Genomic DNA, 15,644 nt, shown 5'->3' with positions numbered 1-15,644 from the left:
GCTCCCGCACCCGTGTCCCGCTCCGCCACCGATACGCCGACCGGGGCACTCACGGGAGGACACCATGAGCACTCGGGCCGATCACGTGCTCGACGACGAGATGACAGCAGGCCGCGAGGCAAGTGAGGGGGAGACCCCTCGTAGGGTGGGTCCATGAAGGATCTGCCCGACCGGCGTCTGCTCCTGGTGCACGCGCACCCGGACGACGAGTCGATCAACAACGGCGCGACCATGGCCAGGTATGCGGCCGAGGGCGCCCAGGTGACGCTGGTGACCTGCACCCTCGGCGAGGAGGGCGAGGTCATCCCGCCAGCTCTCGCCCACCTCACGCCCGACCGGGACGACGCGCTGGGCCCGTACCGCGTCGGCGAGCTGGCCGCCGCCATGAAGGAACTCGGGGTCACCGACCACCGGTTCCTCGGCGGCCCCGGCCGCTACCGCGACTCCGGGATGATGGGCGGCGAGCAGAACCACCGCGCGGGCGCCTTCTGGGCCGCCGACCTCGACGAGGCCGCCGGGCACCTGGTGGCCGTCGTACGCGAGGTACGCCCCCAGGTCCTCGTCACCTACGACCCGGACGGCGGCTACGGCCACCCGGACCACATCCAGGCCCACCGCGTCGCCGTGCGTGCCGCCGAGCTGGCAGCGGACCCCGCCTTCCGTCCGGAGCTTGGCACGCCCTGGGAGATCGCCAAGGTCTACTGGAACCGGGTGCCCCGGCCGGTGGCCGAGGAGGGGTTCGCGCGGCTGCGCCTCGCTCTTCCCGGGACCCGTTTCGCCAAGTCCGCGGCGGTCGACGACGTACCCGGCGTGGTCGACGAATCGGTGATCACCACGGAGATCGACGGCACGCCCTTCGCCGCCGCCAAGGCCGCCGCGATGCGGGCGCACGCCACACAGGTCGAGGTCGACGGGCCGTGGTTCGCGCTCTCCAACGAACTCGCGCAGCCGCTCTTCACCACGGAGTACTACGAGTTGGTGCGCGGCGAGCGCGGCTCACCGCGCGAGACGGACCTGTTCGAAGGGGTGGCCCCGTGATGAGTACGACGGGCAGACAGCAGAGCGCGCTCGCGCAACCGGTGACGTTGCCCTCGGCCGGCCGGGCAGCCGCCTACCTGGGCCTCTTCCTGCTCGGCGTACTGGTCGGCCTGGCCGGGGCACTGGTGCAAGCCGCCTGGTTCCCCGGCGGGTTGCTGCTCGCGCTGGCCGGCGCGGCCGGGCTCCATCTGGGCGGGTCCTACGTGATCGGGTCCCGCGCGGGGGCCGTCGCGCCCGCCGCCGGATGGATGGTCGCCGTCGTGCTGCTCACCGCCAGCCGTCCGGAAGGGGACTTCCTGTTCGGCGCGGGAGTCGTCTCCTATCTCTTCCTGCTCGGCGGCATGGCCGTGGCTGTGATGTGCGCCACCCTTGCTCAAGGGCGGCAACCGGGCGGCGACCGCGTCCGACTTGGCAAATGACGTACCACTTCGCCGTATCCGCCGCGTGTCGGTCCCGTGGGGGTTTCCTCGACGGCCGAGGTTTGCGGGCCGGATATGGCCAGTATGGTGGTGCGCGCCGCCGAGCCGCCCGAGATGAGGTCGAGTCGAGTACACGGGCGGCGGAGCCAACCGGGAGAACCTGCCTTGAGTCGTGAAACTGACAGTTCGTCCGCCGGACCCAACGGCCGCGGCGGAGCCGCGTACCCGTCCGGGACGCCGCCGTACGGGACCCCCATGGCTTCCGAAGACGGTGTCGATGCGGGCCGTCCGGCCGCAAAGTCCGACGAACGCAAGACCGAGACCACGCTGACGACCCGGATCCGGATCAACATCCCCGGATCGCGGCCCATCCCGCCGGTCGTCATGCGCACGCCCGTCGTGGACGCCGAGGCCGCCGAGGACGCCCCGGCCGCCGAGGCCCCGGCGCCGGGCCCCGTGAGCGCGATCAGCACCTACGACGTTCCCGCCGAGGCCTCCGCGCCGCCCGGGCCGGCCGCGCCCGCCGGGCCTGCCGCGCCGGCCGAGGAGAAGACCAGCGACTGGTTCGCGCCGCGCAAGTCCGGTGCCCCCAAGGGGCAGCCGGGCGGCGGGTCGACCAACGGCGCCGGTCTCCCCACGGGTTCGGGTGCGCAGGGCGCGCCCGGCCAGGGAGCGCCGGGCGGCGGCGGTCCGCGGCCGGGTGCTGCGGGCGGTCCGGGAGCCGGCGGTCCGCGTCCGGGTGCGTCAGGACCGCGCCCCGGCGGTGCGGGTGGTTCCGGACCTCTGGGTGCCCGCCCGAACGGGCCTGTCCCGGGCGGCCAGGGCGGCCAGGGCGGTACGAACGGTGCCGGGCTGCCCGGTGCCACCGGTGCCGGACCCGTCGCGCCCGGCCACGGCGGCGGCACCGGCTCCTTCGACGTGTCCGAGGCGGTCGCGGCCACCACGGGCTCCTTCCCCCTCCCCGTTGTCGGCTCCGACAACGGCGCGGAACCGCGCCGCGACAACCTGCCGTACTTCTCCGAGAACGACCGGCGCGGCCCCTCCGGCCCGACCGGCGGTCCCGTCACCGGCGACGGCCCGGCCGTGCCGCCCAGGGGACCCGGCGGCCCCGGTCTCGGCGCCCCGGGGATGTCGAGCCCGGGCGGCCCCGGCCTCACCGCTCCCGGCACCGGGCCCCGCGGCCCCGTCGGACCCGGCGCCCCGAGCACCCCCGGAGCCCCTGGCGGCCCCGGCCGTAGCGGCGGTCTCAGCGACGACACCGCGATCCTCACCCCGCAGCGCTTTGCGCCCGACCCGGATATGCCCGGCTACGGCGGCCCCGGCGACAACGTCTCCGGGCACACCGTGACCAGCGGCATCCCCGTGGTGCCGTCCGGCGGCCAGAACTCGCCGTTCGGACCGGGCGCGCACACCGACGGACCGGTGCCGCACACCCCGCCGAAGCTGCCCGCTCCGTCCGAGCCGAAGACGGCCACCTCCTCGAAGCCGGCCAAGAAGAAGGGCCGCAGCAAGCTGGTCCTGCTGGGCGTCGGCGTGGTCTTCATCGGCGGTGTCGTCTACGGCGCCGGGCTGCTGATGAACCACTCGGACGTGCCGAAGGGCACCACCGTGCTCGGCGTCGACATCGGCGGCGGCACCCGCGACGAGGCCGTCAAGAAGCTCGACGACGCCCTGGGGGGCCGTACGGGCAAGGCGCTCAAGCTGTCGGTCGACGGCGACACCGTCTCCCTCAAGCCGGACCAGGCGGGCCTCCAGCTGGACAGCAAGGCCACCGTCAGCGCCGCCGCGAACAGCGACTACAACCCGGTGTCGGTGATCGGCTCGCTCTTCGGACAGCAGCGTGTCATCGAGCCCGTGATGCCCGTCGACGAGGAGAAGCTGCAGGCCGCCCTGGAGCGCGCCGCGGGCGGCGCCGGCTCGGCGAGCGACGGCACCATCAAGTTCACGTCCGGCAAGGCCGTCGCCGTGTACGGCAAGGCGGGCAAGGGCATCGACGTCGCCCAGGCCACGAAGGCCGTCGAACAGGCGTACCGCACACAGGTGGAGAGCGACACCAGCACGCCCGTGAAGGTGCCCACGACCACCAAACAGCCGACGGTCTCGAACGCCGAGGTCGACCGGATGATGAAGAAGTTCGCGAAGCCGGCGATGTCCGCCAACGTGACGGTGCAGACGGACGCCGCCCACGCGATCGCGTTCAGCCCGCAGAACTCCCTGTGGAAGTTCCTCGGCGTGAAGGCCGTGAACGGCAAGCTCGTCGAGGCGTACGACAGGGCGGCGCTGAAGAGCCTCTACGGCAACACGTTCGACGGCGTCCTCGTCACCCGCGGCACCGGCAAGAAGACGGCGGTGACGGTGGAGGACGTGATCAGCGCGCTGCGTCCGGCCCTGCTCACCACGAACGGCGCCGCGCGGACCGCGGTCATCGACACGGACCCGAGCTAGTCCGTACGCGACCAGGGGCATCCGGCGACGACCGGGTGCCCCTTCGTCGTACCCGGGGCATCCGGCGACGGCAGGGTGCCCCTTCGTCGTACCCGGGGCATCCGGCGACGGCAGGGTGCCCCTTCGTCGTACCGTCCGCATTCGGCGACGGCCGGGTGCCTCTTGCTCGTATCCGGCGCCCGGTGCGCGGCAGCCGTGTCACCGTGCCGCCCATGACATCTGTCATCCCGGACCGACGACAGGTGGCACTGCCCGGGACACCCCCTGCCCGGCCACGATGGGTCACATGACAACGACTGCGGTGACCACCGGCTCGGTGGTCGCGTTCGACCAGGTGACGAAGACGTACGGCGACGTCCGGGCCGTGGACGGGCTGACACTCGCCCTGCACCCGGGCGAGACGGTGGCCCTCCTGGGGCCCAACGGCGCGGGCAAGTCGACCACGCTGGACCTCCTCCTCGGGCTCAAGCACGCGGACAGCGGCACGGTCCGGCTCTTCGGCGGCAGCCCGCGCGAGGCCATCGTCGCCGGGCGCGTCGGCGCCATGCTGCAAAGCGGCGGGCTGATGGACGAGGTCACCGTCGGCGAGCTGGTGAAGCTCGCCTGCGACCTGCACCCCAAGCCGTTCCGCGTCACCGACGTGCTTGCCCGCGCCGGTGTCTCGCAGATCGCGGATCGCAAGGTCAACAAGCTCTCCGGCGGCCAGGAACAGCGCGTCCGCTTCGCGCTCGCCACGGCCGGGGACACCGACCTGATCGTCCTCGACGAACCGACCACCGGCATGGACGTCACCACCCGCCACGCCTTCTGGGCCACCATGCGCGAACAGGCCGACCAGGGCCGTACGGTCCTGTTCGCGACGCACTACCTGGAAGAGGCCGACGCCATCGCGGACCGCGTCCTGGTCCTGCACCGGGGCCGGCTGCTGGCCGACGGCACCGCCGCCGAGATCAAGGCGAAGGCCGGCGCCCGCCGGGTCTCCTTCGACCTGGAGGGCCCGATCGACGAGGCCCCGCTGCGTGCCCTGCCCTTCCTGACCTCCGTCGACATATCGGGTCACACGATCCGCATCCAGTCGACCGACGCCGACGCGACCGTGCACGCGCTGTACGGGCTCGGGGTCTTCCCCCGCAACCTCGAAGTCGCCGGGCTCGGGCTCGAGCAGGCCTTCGTCGCCATCACCGCCGCCGAGGAGTCGAAGTCCAAGTGACGAACATCTTCGCTTCGTGGGGTCTCATCAAACTGGAGATCGTCCGCGCCCTGCGCAACCGCAAGTTCCTGTTCTTCTCGGTGATCTACCCCTCGGCCCTGTTCCTACTGATCGCGGGCAGCGCCGACAGCACGACGAAGGTGGAGGGCACGGGCCTCAGCCTCCCGACCTTCTTCATGGTCTCGATGGCGTCCTTCGGCGCCCTGACCGCTGTCCTGATGGGCAACAGCGAGCGCATCGCCAAGGAGCGCGAGAGCGGCTGGGTGCGGCAGCTGAGGCTGACCACGCTCCCCGGCCGGGGCTATGTCCTCGCGAAGACCGCCAGTGCCGCAGTGATCAGCCTGCCGTCGATCCTGATCGTCTTCGTGGTCGCGGCGGCCGTGAAGAACGTCCGTCTGGACGCCTGGCAGTGGCTCGCGCTCACCGGCACGATCTGGGTCGGCAGCCTCGTCTTCGCCGCCCTCGGGGTCGCCATCGGCTATCTGGCGACCGGGGACGCGGTCCGCCCGATCACGATGATCGTCTACTTCGGGCTGTCGATGCTCGGCGGCCTGTGGATGCCGACGACGACCTTCCCCGACTGGCTCCAGTCCATCGCGAAGTGGCTCCCCACGCACGCGTACGCTGCCCTCGGACAGGCCATAGAGCTGGGCAACGCCCCGCAAGCCAAGGACATCGCCATCCTCGCCGTCTCCTTCGTCCTGTTCGCGGGCGGAGCGGCGTGGCTGTACCGGAAGGACACGCTGAAGGCGTGAGTGCCATGACGGAAGACCCGCAGCCCGACGACCTCCGGGCGGGATGGCTGGTGCGCACGGGGCAGTCACCGCGCAACGTGCGCGAGGCGCTGCGCAAGGCGATGTGGATCGTCATCTGGCTGGTGTTCCTCAGCTCACCGGTCCACGACCTGGCCTCCGGCCACCACACGCCCGCCGCCACCGCGGCCGGCTGGCTCGGCCTCGCGGCCTTCGTCGGGATCTATCTGACGCTGGTCTTCCGGAACATGGGCAGGGCGTTGAACGGCCCGGCCGTCGCCGCCCTCGTCGTCGCCCTCGGCGTGCTCGCCGTCGTGCTGTGCCTGTCCCTCGGCCCGTCCTGGCTGGGCCTCTTCGTGTACGTCTCCGTGGCCTGCGGGACGACGTTCCCGCTGCGGGTGGCGTACTGGACGATCCCCCTGACCGCCGTCGCGATGCTGCTCGTCGGCCTCCACGGCGGTGAGCAGGACGCGCGCAACCTCGTCCTCCTCGTCGTCCTCATCGGCTTCGCGATGACCGGCGTACGGCAACTGGTCCGTACGACGGTGGAGTTGCGCAAGGCGCGGGCGACCGTCGCCCAGCTCGCCGCGAACGAGGAACGGCTGCGGCTGGCCAGGGACCTGCACGACCTGCTGGGTCACTCGCTCTCCCTGATCACGCTCAAGAGCGAGCTGGCCGGGCGGATGCTCCCCGACCACCCCGAGAAGGCGGCCCAGCAGGTCGCCGACATCGAACAGGTCAGCCGCCAGGCCCTCGTCGACGTCCGCGAGGCCGTCACCGGCTACCGGCGGCCCCGGCTGGCCGGGGAGCTCGCGGGCATGCAGGTCGCGTTGACCGCGGCGGGCGTCACCGCCGACCTGCCGGCTGAACCGGACCTCGACGGCGTCCCCGAGGAGAGCGAGTCCGCGCTGGCCTGGGCGCTGCGCGAGGCGGTCACCAACGTCGTACGGCACAGCGGGGCCCGGCGCTGCGTGGTGGAGCTCGTCCACCGTCAGACGCTGGACGGTCCGGTGCTCGAACTGTCCGTGGAGGACGACGGTTCGGGCGGCTCCGGCAGCACCCCCGGCAACGGCCTTACGGGACTGACCGAACGCCTGGAGAAGGCCGGCGGATCGCTGGACGCCGGCCGCGTGCGACGCGGGTTCCGGCTGGTCGCGCGGGTACCGATGGCATCCGCCCGGGGGCCCGTGGGCACGGCGGGGACCCCGTAGGATCCGGGGCATGAGCCGCACGATCAAGGTCCTGCTCGCCGAGGACCAGTCGATGGTCCGCGAGGCGCTGGCCGCCCTGCTCGGCCTCGAACCCGACATCGAGGTCGTCGCCCAAGTCGCGCGCGGCGACGAGGTGCTGGCGGCGGCGCGCGAGCACGCCGTGGACGTGGCACTCCTGGACATCGAGATGCCGGGTGCCACGGGGATCGAGGCGGCGGCGCAGGTGAACCGGGAGCTGCCCGCGGTGAAACTGGTCGTCCTCACCACGTTCGGCCGCCCCGGCTATCTGCGCAGCGCGATGGAGGCCGGCGCCGACGCGTTCCTGGTGAAGGACGCGCCGGCGGCCCAACTCGCCGAGGCGGTACGCAAGGTGCTGGCCGGGGAGCGGGTCATCGACCCCACGCTGGCGGCCGCCGCGCTCGCCGGGGGCGCCAATCCGCTGACCGACCGCGAGCGCGAGGTGCTGCGCGCGGCGGCCGACGGCGCGACGAACGCGGAGCTGGCCACGGCCCTGCACCTGTCCCAGGGCACGGTCCGCAACTACCTGTCCACCGCCATACAGAAACTGGCGGTCCGCAACCGGACAGAGGCGGTACGGACGGCGCGGGACAAGGGCTGGTTGTAGAAACCCCACGAAGGGCGCTCAGTTGAGCATCGAGCGCGCCGCGCGGGCCTGGTGACGGATCCGGTCGGCGGCGCTCCCGTCGACGGCCTCGACCACCTCCGCGTAGGCGTCCAGCTCCATGGCTCCGGTCAGGAAGTCCCCCCGCTCGACGAGCAGTTGGGCGCGGTCGTAGCGCAGGCGGGCGGGGTGGGAGGGGAGCAGCAGGGAGAGGTCGACGGCCCAGAGCGCGACGTCCGAGCGTTCGGGGCGTGCGGCCGCCCACGCGCGGATGTTGTTGAGGATGCGCAGCACGACGTCGAGCGGGTCGGCCGGCGTGAGCATCGACGGGTCGAGCGGGGCGCCCGTGGCACCCGCGACGAGCAGTTCGGCGTCGCCGCCGGTCAGCACCCGGCCGCCGTCGAAGGGGTCGGCCAGCACCTGCTGCTCGGGGGGCCCGAATCCGACGACGAAGTGCCCCGGCAGCGCGACCCCGTACACGGGTGCGCCCGCTCTCCTGGCGACCTCCATCCAGACCACCGACAGCAGGATGGGCAGGCCGCGCCGGCGCCGCAGCACCTCGTGCAGCAGGGAGGACTCCAGCCGCTGGTAGTCCGCGGGCGTACCGCGGAACCCGCAGCGCCCGCCGAGCAGCTCGGCGAGCGCGAGGGCCCAAGGCCGCGGCCCGCCGGGCCGGAACGGCACCTGTCCGGCGAGCCGGTCGAGGTCGATCTGTGCCGCGTCGATCCCGGCCTCGTCCAGCGCCCCGTCCGCCGCCGCGCCCACGAGCAGACACAACGCCGACAGATCGGGCCGCTCGGACCGTGCCTCATCGGCGAACCGCCGCCGCAGCTCGGCGGCCCGCTCCGGTTCCGGGGGGTGTGGGGGACGCATAGCAGCCTCGTGCCCGTTCATACCGATCGATACGTTCCGACGCCGTCCACAGCATCGCCCGAGCCGCCGCCCGATGCGCCAGGCGGACCACTGCCCGGCCCGCCGACCGACCCGGCCCCCGAACCGCCACACACCTCGTCACCGCTCTCACCAGCCGCACTGCTCACATCCGGCGTACTGATCCCGCGAGGCGCACTGCTCCCGCCCAGCGCACCGCTCTCACCAGCCGTACTGCTCTCACTCGGCGCACCGGCCTCACTCGGCGCACCACTCTCACTCGGCGCACCGGCCTCACTGGGCGCACCAGCCTCATCTGGCACACCAGCCTCACCCGACACACCGGCCTCACCCGGCGCACCACGCTCCCGGCCCCCGAGCTCGCCCCGCACATCGCTCTCAGACGCCCACCGATAGTGGTGATACGCGTGATGCGTCGCGAATCCCATCCCCGCGTACAACGCCCGCGCCGCCGCGTTGTCCGTCTCCACCTGGAGCCAGGCCGCCGAGGCGCCCTCCTCCAGAGCCCGGCGGGCCAGGGCCGTCATCACCGCGGTGGCCAGCCCACGGCGCCGCTGCGCGGGGTCCACCTCGACCGCCGCGAAACCCGCCCAGCGCCCGTCCACCACGCACCGCCCGATCGCGGCCGGAGCGCGGCCCGCGGCCCCCGGCACCGTCGCGAACCAGACGGAGGGCCCGCTGCCCAGCACCTTCAGCGCGACCTCGTTCAGCCCCTTGCGCTGGTAGCGGCTCAGCCACGCCTCGTCCGCCTCGCGGGACAGCACCACCTCGGCGGACACCTCCCGGTCGGCCAGCGGCGCCAGCGCGCCGATCCACAGCTCGGCCGTCACCTCACGCGTCCATCCGCGCGCCTCCAGCTCCGCGCACAGCAGCTCCTGCGTGCCCTCGGCCCCGGTCGCGGTCTGGATGTACGCCGGCAGCTCACGGCCCGCGTACCAGTCCCGTACGACGGTCAGCGCCTCGTCCAGCGGCAGTCCCGGCTCGCCGACGGGCAGGACGGAGTTGGCCCGGCGGGTGAAGCCGGCGGACGCCCGCAGCTGCCAGTCGCCGAGCCGTTCGCGCTCCACCGGCTGCCAGGCCCGCGCGGCGATCCGCGCCAGCTCCTCGTACGAGGCCGCGGGACCCCGCCGACGCGCCGGTGCGGCCGGTACGACCTTGCCCGCGACCAGCGAGGACTCCGCTATCCGGACGCTTTCGCCGCCCCGCCGTGTGATCAGCAACACTCCGTTGTCCCATGATGTGAGAACTCCGACCGTGTCGGTGAACTTCTCACCCCCCGCGACATCTTCGTTCCACCGCCGCACGGAGACGCGTTTTCCCACGTCAGCAGTGGTGATACGGACTTCGAGCTGTCCGCCCGCAGAGATTTCCACAGGTCAGTTCACCCCTCCTGTATGGATCATGCCCAGGAACGGAGATACTAGGTGCGGGCATCGACGACGCCGCGCTCCCGCGCGCCAGGCGGCGGAGCCTGAGGAGGCCCGCCAGCGCCCTACCGAGGAGGAACGACAGCGTGACCTACGTCATCGCAGAGCCTTGTGTCGACGTCAAGGACAAGGCGTGCATCGAGGAGTGCCCGGTCGACTGCATCTACGAGGGCTCCCGGTCCTTGTACATCCACCCGGACGAATGCGTCGACTGTGGAGCCTGTGAGCCGGTGTGCCCGGTCGAGGCGATCTTCTACGAGGACGACACTCCCGAAGAGTGGAAGGACTACTACAAGGCGAACGTCGAGTTCTTCGACGAGCTCGGCTCGCCCGGTGGTGCCAGCAAGCTGGGGCTGATCGAGCGCGACCACCCCTTCATCGCGGCGCTGCCCCCGATGAACCAGTAAGTCCCCGCACATCCGTGCCGTCTCGGTCCCGTTCGGCGCCCCTGCCGCACGGGACCGAGGCGTTTGGCGCCCGTACGAGCTACGAGCACGGACGGGAGCGCCCGTACGAGCACGTATGAGAACGCCCGTACGAGCATGTATGGGAACGCCTGTACGAGACGTACGGGAGCGGCCCGTGCGAGCGCGTACGAGCAGTGCGACGAGTACGAGAAAGTGAGTCCGATCCCCGTGTCCGCAGTCTCCGACCGCCTTCCGACCTTTCCCTGGGACAAGCTGGAGCCGTACAAGGCGAGGGCCGCGGCCCACCCGGACGGCATCGTCGACCTGTCCGTCGGCACGCCGGTCGACCCGGTGCCCGAGCTGATCCAGAAGGCGCTGGTGGCCGCGGCCGACTCCCCGGGCTATCCGACCGTCTGGGGCACGCCCGAGCTGCGGGACGCCCTCACGGGCTGGGTGGAGCGCCGGCTGGGCGCGCGCGGCGTCACCCACCACCACGTGCTTCCGATCGTCGGTTCCAAGGAACTCGTCGCCTGGCTCCCGACCCAGCTGGGCCTGGGCCCCGGGGACAAGGTCGCCCACCCGCGCCTTGCGTACCCGACCTACGAGGTCGGCGCCCGCCTCGCCCGCGCGGACCACGTGGTCTACGACGACCCGACGGAGCTGGACCCGACCGGCCTGAAGCTCCTCTGGCTCAACTCGCCCTCGAACCCGACCGGCAAGGTCCTCTCGAAGGCGGAACTCACCCGGATCGTCGCCTGGGCCCGTGAGCACGGCATCCTCGTTTTCTCCGACGAGTGCTACCTCGAGCTGGGCTGGGAGGCCGACCCGGTCTCCGTGCTGCACCCGGACGTGTGCGGCGGCTCGTACGAGGGGATCGTCTCCGTCCACTCGCTGTCGAAGCGGTCGAACCTGGCGGGCTACCGCGCCGCGTTCCTCGCCGGTGATCCCGCGGTCCTCGGCCCGCTGCTCCAGATCCGCAAGCACGGCGGCATGATGACGTCGGCGCCGACGCAGGCGGCCGTGGTCGCCGCGCTGGGCGACGACGCCCACGTCCGCGAACAGCGCGAGCGCTACGCGGCCCGGCGCACGGCCCTGCGCGACGCGCTCCTGTCCCACGGCTTCCGCATCGAACACAGCGAGGCGAGCCTGTACCTGTGGGCCACGCGGGGCGAGTCCTGCTGGGACACGGTGGCGCACCTGGCCGACCTGGGCATTCTGGTGGCCCCCGGCGACTTCTACGGCTCGGCGGGCGAGCAGTTCGTACGGGTGGCCCTGACGGCGACCGACGAGCGGGTGGCGGCGGCGGTACGGCGCCTGGCGTAGCGGGCCCGCACACGGCGACGGGGTCCAGGGAACTCCCTGGACCCCGTCGCCGTTCGGATCCGGCGTCAGCCGAGCGGCAGGCCGCCCTTCAGCGGCAGCTGCTGGGTCGGCAGACCGCCCTTGGTGACCGCGTCCGTCGGCAGACCGCCACCGGACGCCGTCTTCGCGGTGTCGCCGAGCAGGCCGCCGGCCTGGCCCGCCGCGTCCCCGGCCACCTTCTGGGCGGCCGGCGTCGCCGTCCTGGCGACCTTCCCACCGGTCTTGCCCACGGCCGGGACCGCCTTCTTGACCGCCTTGCTGCCGGTGCTGCCCGCGAGCCCGGTGACATTCTGAGCCGCACCGTCGACGGTGTCGGCGGCGTGCGCGCCGTCCAATGCGGTCAGGCCGCCGAGGTTGGGGGCCGTCGGCAGTTCGGGAGCCGCGCTGGCGGAGCCGGCCGCACCGACCCCGGCTGCCGCTCCCGCTGCGACGAGCAGCGCGGCACGGGCGATCCGGCGGGTCAGGGGGAGGGACATGATGCTCCTTAGACGGGAGAGAACAGTGAAGTGTCCTACCGCGCCCGGCAGTTGACCGACTGGCTGTCGGCCGATCCGGCAGTTGATCGTCCGGGCTCGGACGCAGTGACTACCGCTCGAAGCCCGCGAAGGTTGCGGTGACCCGAGGTAAAGAGTTGGTAATGCGTCGCATTATCGGCTGTGGATAAAAGCGGGCAAAGGGTGCCCGGTCGGCAGGTCTGCCGAATCCTTACAGCTCTTTGCGCCCAAGGGATTTGGCGGACGGTTAAGGGCGTGCGACATCCCGTGCACGGCCGCGTCGGCACCCGGCCGGACTAGCTCCAAAGGGTGAGCACCCGTACTACTGCCCGGCGACTATCCGGACTTCGGCGGTGGACGTCTTCGCTCCGGAATCCCCGGCCGTACGCCATTCGTTCGCGTAACCGCCACGCGACCACTCGCGGCCCGCATAGGAGACGTGGGCGATGTGCAGCGCGGACGCGTTGGCCACGGCCCAGTGCGCCAGCGCCCAGCCGCGCTGCCGGGTACTGCCCTCGGCGGCCGTCCTCCTCGGCACCGGGACGGTGACGGCGCCGGGGGCCGCCGTGGCCTTCGGGGACGGCGAGGGCGACGGCGTCCCGGTGCTCACCTCCGCGCCGGCCGACTGCAGCACATCGCGTCCGAAGTCCCGTACGAGCGCGGCCCGCACCGCGTCCGTGCCGCCCGTCCGGGCCGGCGCCGGGCGGCCCTCGCAGGTCAGCGTGGCCGCCGAGTGCCCGGTCAGGGCGGCGGCGAGCAGCGTGGCGTCCGGCTCGTGCTTCGCGTACGCCTCCGGGTAACCGCTGCGCTGCACGCGCTGCGCGGCCACCGTGAGCCGCAGCTGTGTGTAGTCGCTCACCTTGGCCAGGTGCTCGTAGAACACACCCGCCGCGTACGTCGGATCCATGATCTGTTTCTTGGTGCCCCAGCCCTGCGAGGGCCGCTGCTGGAACAGTCCCAGCGAGTCCCGGTCGCCATGCCGGATGTTGCGCAGCCCCGACTCCTGGAGCGCGGTCGCGAGGGCGATCGTGACGGCGCGCTCCGGCATGCCGCGCGTGGCGCCGACCGCCGAGATCGTCGCCGCGTTCACCGCCTGCTCCGGGGTGAACTCGTACGACGCGCCGTCGCGCTCGTCCGAGACGACCTTGCAGCTCGTCGCGCCCGGGCCGCCGGTGACGTACTGCACGACGAGGTAACACGCGAGCGCGAGCAGGACTGCGGTGGCCGCTCCCATGCGCAGGAGGAGGCGGCGGCCGCGCCGAGCGGGAGTGGGGGTCGGCTCTGACACGCGTACAAGGTACTGGAGTCGACTGTCGGAGCTCTGTGAGGTTGTGGACAACTCGTGGGGCGGCCCCGCCGCGGACCGGGGCGCTAGGGTCGGCGGTATGGCCGATACCCCGCTTGACCTCACGCTGGACGCCGCCGAGCTCACCGCCCGGCTCGTCGACTTCCCCTCGGAGAGCGGCAGCGAGAAGCCGCTCGCGGACGCCATCGAGGCGGCGCTGCGTGCCCTGCCGCACCTCACGGTCGACCGGTACGGCAACAACGTCGTGGCCCGTACGAACCTCGGCCGCGCCGAGCGCGTGATCCTGGCCGGCCACATCGACACGGTCCCGATCGCGGACAACGTCCCCTCCCGCCTCGACGAGAACGGCGTGCTGTGGGGCTGCGGCACCTGTGACATGAAGTCGGGTGTGGCGGTGCAGCTCCGTATCGCGGCGACCGTCCCCGACCCCAACCGCGATCTCACCTTCGTCTTCTACGACAACGAAGAGGTGGCGGCACATCTGAACGGCCTCAAGCATGTGGCCGAGGCTCACCCCGAGTGGCTGGCCGGTGACTTCGCGGTCCTCCTGGAGCCCACGGACGGTCAGGTGGAGGGCGGCTGCCAGGGCACGCTCAGGATGTTCCTCAGGACCGAGGGGGAGCGGGCGCACTCCGCGCGCGCGTGGATGGGCTCGAACGCGATCCACGCCGCGGCCCCGATCCTGGCCAGGCTCGCCGCGTACGAGCCGCGCCGGCCGGTGGTGGACGGCCTCCAGTTCCACGAGGGCCTCAACGCCGTCCGCATCGAGGGAGGCGTGGCCAACAACGTCATCCCCGACGCCTGCACGGTCGTCGTCAACTTCCGCTACGCGCCGGACCGCACCGAAGAGGAGGCGGAGGCCTTCGTACGCGCGTACTTCGCGGACTGCGGCGTGACGGAGTTCATCGTCGACGACCACACGGGCGGGGCCCGCCCCGGCCTGACCCACCCGGCGGCCGCGGCCTTCATGGCGGCCGTCGGCGGCGAGGCCCGCCCCAAGTTCGGCTGGACGGACGTCGCCCGCTTCAGCGCGCTCGGCGTGCCCGCGGTGAACTACGGTCCCGGCGCCCAACTGCTGGCCCACAAGGTGGACGAGCGGGTCGAGGCGGCCGTGATCCCTCAGGCCGAGGAGCGGCTGCGGGCCTGGCTGACGTCCTGACCGGCGCGGCCGCCGGGGTGGTTCACGGCGGACATGCTCACGTCCCCCGTACGTAACCCCCCTGGATCTACGCTGGGGTGGAACGACCGCAAGCGGAGGGAGCGGACATGCCTACTGGCAACCCGGAGGGCAAGAAGCAGCCACCGGAGGAGCAGCGGCTGGGCCCCGTGCTGCGCAGGCGGGACCAGGTGCAGTCGAGCACGACGGACCAGCGGCTGCTCGACGCGGGCGGCCCCTCGGACTGGGTGCACACCGACCCCTGGCGAGTGCTGCGCATCCAGTCGGAGTTCATCGAGGGCTTCGGCACACTGGCCGAACTCCCGCCCGCGATCAGCGTGTTCGGCTCGGCGCGCACGAAGGAGGACTCTCCCGAGTACGAGGCGGGAGTGCGTCTCGGCCGCGGCCTGGTCGAGGCGGGCTGGGCGGTGATCACGGGCGGCGGGCCCGGCGCCATGGAGGCGGCCAACAAGGGCGCCTGTGAGGCGAAGGGCATCTCGGTCGGCCTCGGCATCGAGCTGCCGTTCGAGCAGGGGCTGAACCCGTACGTCGACATCGGCCTGAACTTCCGGTACTTCTTCGTCCGCAAGATGATGTTCGTGAAGTACGCGCAGGGCTTCGTCGTCCTGCCGGGCGGCCTCGGCACCCTGGACGAGTTCTTCGAGGCGCTGACCCTGGTCCAGACCCAGAAGGTCACGCGCTTCCCGATCGTCCTCTTCGGTACGGAGTACTGGGGCGGTCTCGTGGACTGGCTGAAGCACACGCTGGTGGGCCAGGGGAAGGCGGCCGAGAAGGACCTGCTGCTGTTCCACCTGACGGACGACGTGGACGAGGCGGTGGGGTTGGTGTCGAAGGAGGCGGGGAGGTAGCCCGGCCGGGGGGCCGCACAGCCCCCCCCGCAGCC

General features: G+C 72.2%; 14 protein-coding genes and 1 pseudogene. 11 read left to right on the top strand and 4 right to left on the bottom strand.

What is annotated here, in order from left to right; translation table 11 throughout:
• Positions 1-153: 153 nt before the first annotated feature.
• The 7 genes from mshB (at position 154) to GTY58_RS16420 (ending at position 7,700) form a co-directional block, all read left to right on the top strand.
• Entirely contained in the window at positions 154-1,038 is an 885-nt protein-coding gene (mshB, locus tag GTY58_RS16450; RefSeq protein ID WP_010984568.1) for an N-acetyl-1-D-myo-inositol-2-amino-2-deoxy-alpha-D-glucopyranoside deacetylase, read from the top strand.
• Positions 1,038-1,457 carry a DUF6113 family protein gene (locus tag GTY58_RS16445; protein ID WP_010984567.1) on the top strand — a complete coding sequence of 140 codons (420 nt, stop codon included), beginning with the start codon at positions 1,038-1,040 and terminating at the stop codon, positions 1,455-1,457. Before mshB ends, GTY58_RS16445 begins: the two co-directional genes overlap by 1 nt.
• Positions 1,458-1,622: 165 nt before the next feature.
• On the top strand, positions 1,623-3,902 hold the full coding sequence (locus GTY58_RS16440) for a membrane protein (RefSeq protein WP_010984566.1): 2,280 nt from the start codon (positions 1,623-1,625) through the stop codon (positions 3,900-3,902).
• Between the two features lie 286 nt (positions 3,903-4,188).
• Positions 4,189-5,112 carry an ABC transporter ATP-binding protein gene (locus GTY58_RS16435; protein WP_171033186.1) on the top strand — a complete coding sequence of 308 codons (924 nt, stop codon included), beginning with the start codon at positions 4,189-4,191 and terminating at the stop codon, positions 5,110-5,112.
• Positions 5,109-5,867: an ABC transporter permease gene (locus tag GTY58_RS16430; protein ID WP_010984564.1), complete on the top strand. Its 759-nt coding sequence runs from the start codon at positions 5,109-5,111 to the stop codon at positions 5,865-5,867. Before GTY58_RS16435 ends, GTY58_RS16430 begins: the two co-directional genes overlap by 4 nt.
• A gap of 5 nt (positions 5,868-5,872) precedes the next feature.
• The gene (locus GTY58_RS16425; RefSeq protein ID WP_037645035.1) at positions 5,873-7,075 is read left to right on the top strand and encodes a histidine kinase; all 1,203 of its coding nucleotides are present in this window, start codon (positions 5,873-5,875) and stop codon (positions 7,073-7,075) included.
• A gap of 10 nt (positions 7,076-7,085) precedes the next feature.
• Positions 7,086-7,700, top strand: a complete 615-nt coding sequence (locus tag GTY58_RS16420) for a response regulator transcription factor (protein WP_010984562.1) — start codon at positions 7,086-7,088, stop codon at positions 7,698-7,700.
• A gap of 18 nt (positions 7,701-7,718) precedes the next feature.
• On the opposite strand, the gene GTY58_RS16415 is transcribed toward GTY58_RS16420, so the two are convergent.
• A complete protein-coding gene (locus GTY58_RS16415; RefSeq protein WP_037645038.1) occupies positions 7,719-8,570 on the bottom strand; it encodes a transglutaminase-like domain-containing protein in 852 nt (283 codons plus the stop codon).
• Positions 8,571-8,977: 407 nt separating this feature from the next.
• Positions 8,978-9,961: pseudogene (locus GTY58_RS16410) on the bottom strand (GNAT family N-acetyltransferase); the annotation flags it as partial.
• Between the two features lie 140 nt (positions 9,962-10,101).
• On the opposite strand from GTY58_RS16410, the gene fdxA reads away from it, so the two are divergent.
• Together fdxA and GTY58_RS16400 are read left to right on the top strand one after the other, a co-directional pair.
• On the top strand, positions 10,102-10,422 hold the full coding sequence (fdxA, locus tag GTY58_RS16405) for a ferredoxin (RefSeq protein WP_010984559.1): 321 nt from the start codon (positions 10,102-10,104) through the stop codon (positions 10,420-10,422).
• Positions 10,423-10,650: 228 nt separating this feature from the next.
• The gene (locus GTY58_RS16400; RefSeq protein WP_010984558.1) at positions 10,651-11,745 is read left to right on the top strand and encodes a bifunctional succinyldiaminopimelate transaminase/glutamate-prephenate aminotransferase; all 1,095 of its coding nucleotides are present in this window, start codon (positions 10,651-10,653) and stop codon (positions 11,743-11,745) included.
• A gap of 65 nt (positions 11,746-11,810) precedes the next feature.
• On the opposite strand, the gene GTY58_RS16395 is transcribed toward GTY58_RS16400, so the two are convergent.
• Both GTY58_RS16395 and GTY58_RS16390 read right to left on the bottom strand, forming a co-directional pair.
• Positions 11,811-12,260 (bottom strand): hypothetical protein, encoded by a 450-nt coding sequence (locus GTY58_RS16395; protein ID WP_010984557.1) that lies wholly within the window; start codon positions 12,258-12,260, stop codon positions 11,811-11,813.
• 340 nt (positions 12,261-12,600) lie between these two features.
• Positions 12,601-13,566, bottom strand: a complete 966-nt coding sequence (locus tag GTY58_RS16390) for a heavy metal transporter (RefSeq protein ID WP_171033188.1) — start codon at positions 13,564-13,566, stop codon at positions 12,601-12,603.
• Between the two features lie 97 nt (positions 13,567-13,663).
• On the opposite strand from GTY58_RS16390, the gene dapE reads away from it, so the two are divergent.
• Entirely contained in the window at positions 13,664-14,743 is a 1,080-nt protein-coding gene (gene dapE / locus GTY58_RS16385; protein WP_010984555.1) for a succinyl-diaminopimelate desuccinylase, read from the top strand.
• 107 nt (positions 14,744-14,850) lie between these two features.
• Positions 14,851-15,609, top strand: coding sequence for a TIGR00730 family Rossman fold protein (locus tag GTY58_RS16380; RefSeq protein WP_010984554.1), 759 nt, complete (start codon positions 14,851-14,853; stop codon positions 15,607-15,609).
• Positions 15,610-15,644 lie beyond the last annotated feature (35 nt).

Source organism: Streptomyces sp. SID5469 (genome assembly GCF_009862865.1).
GTDB classification, from domain to species: domain Bacteria; phylum Actinomycetota; class Actinomycetes; order Streptomycetales; family Streptomycetaceae; genus Streptomyces; species Streptomyces avermitilis.
This window is presented reverse-complemented; position numbering and strand designations above follow the sequence as displayed.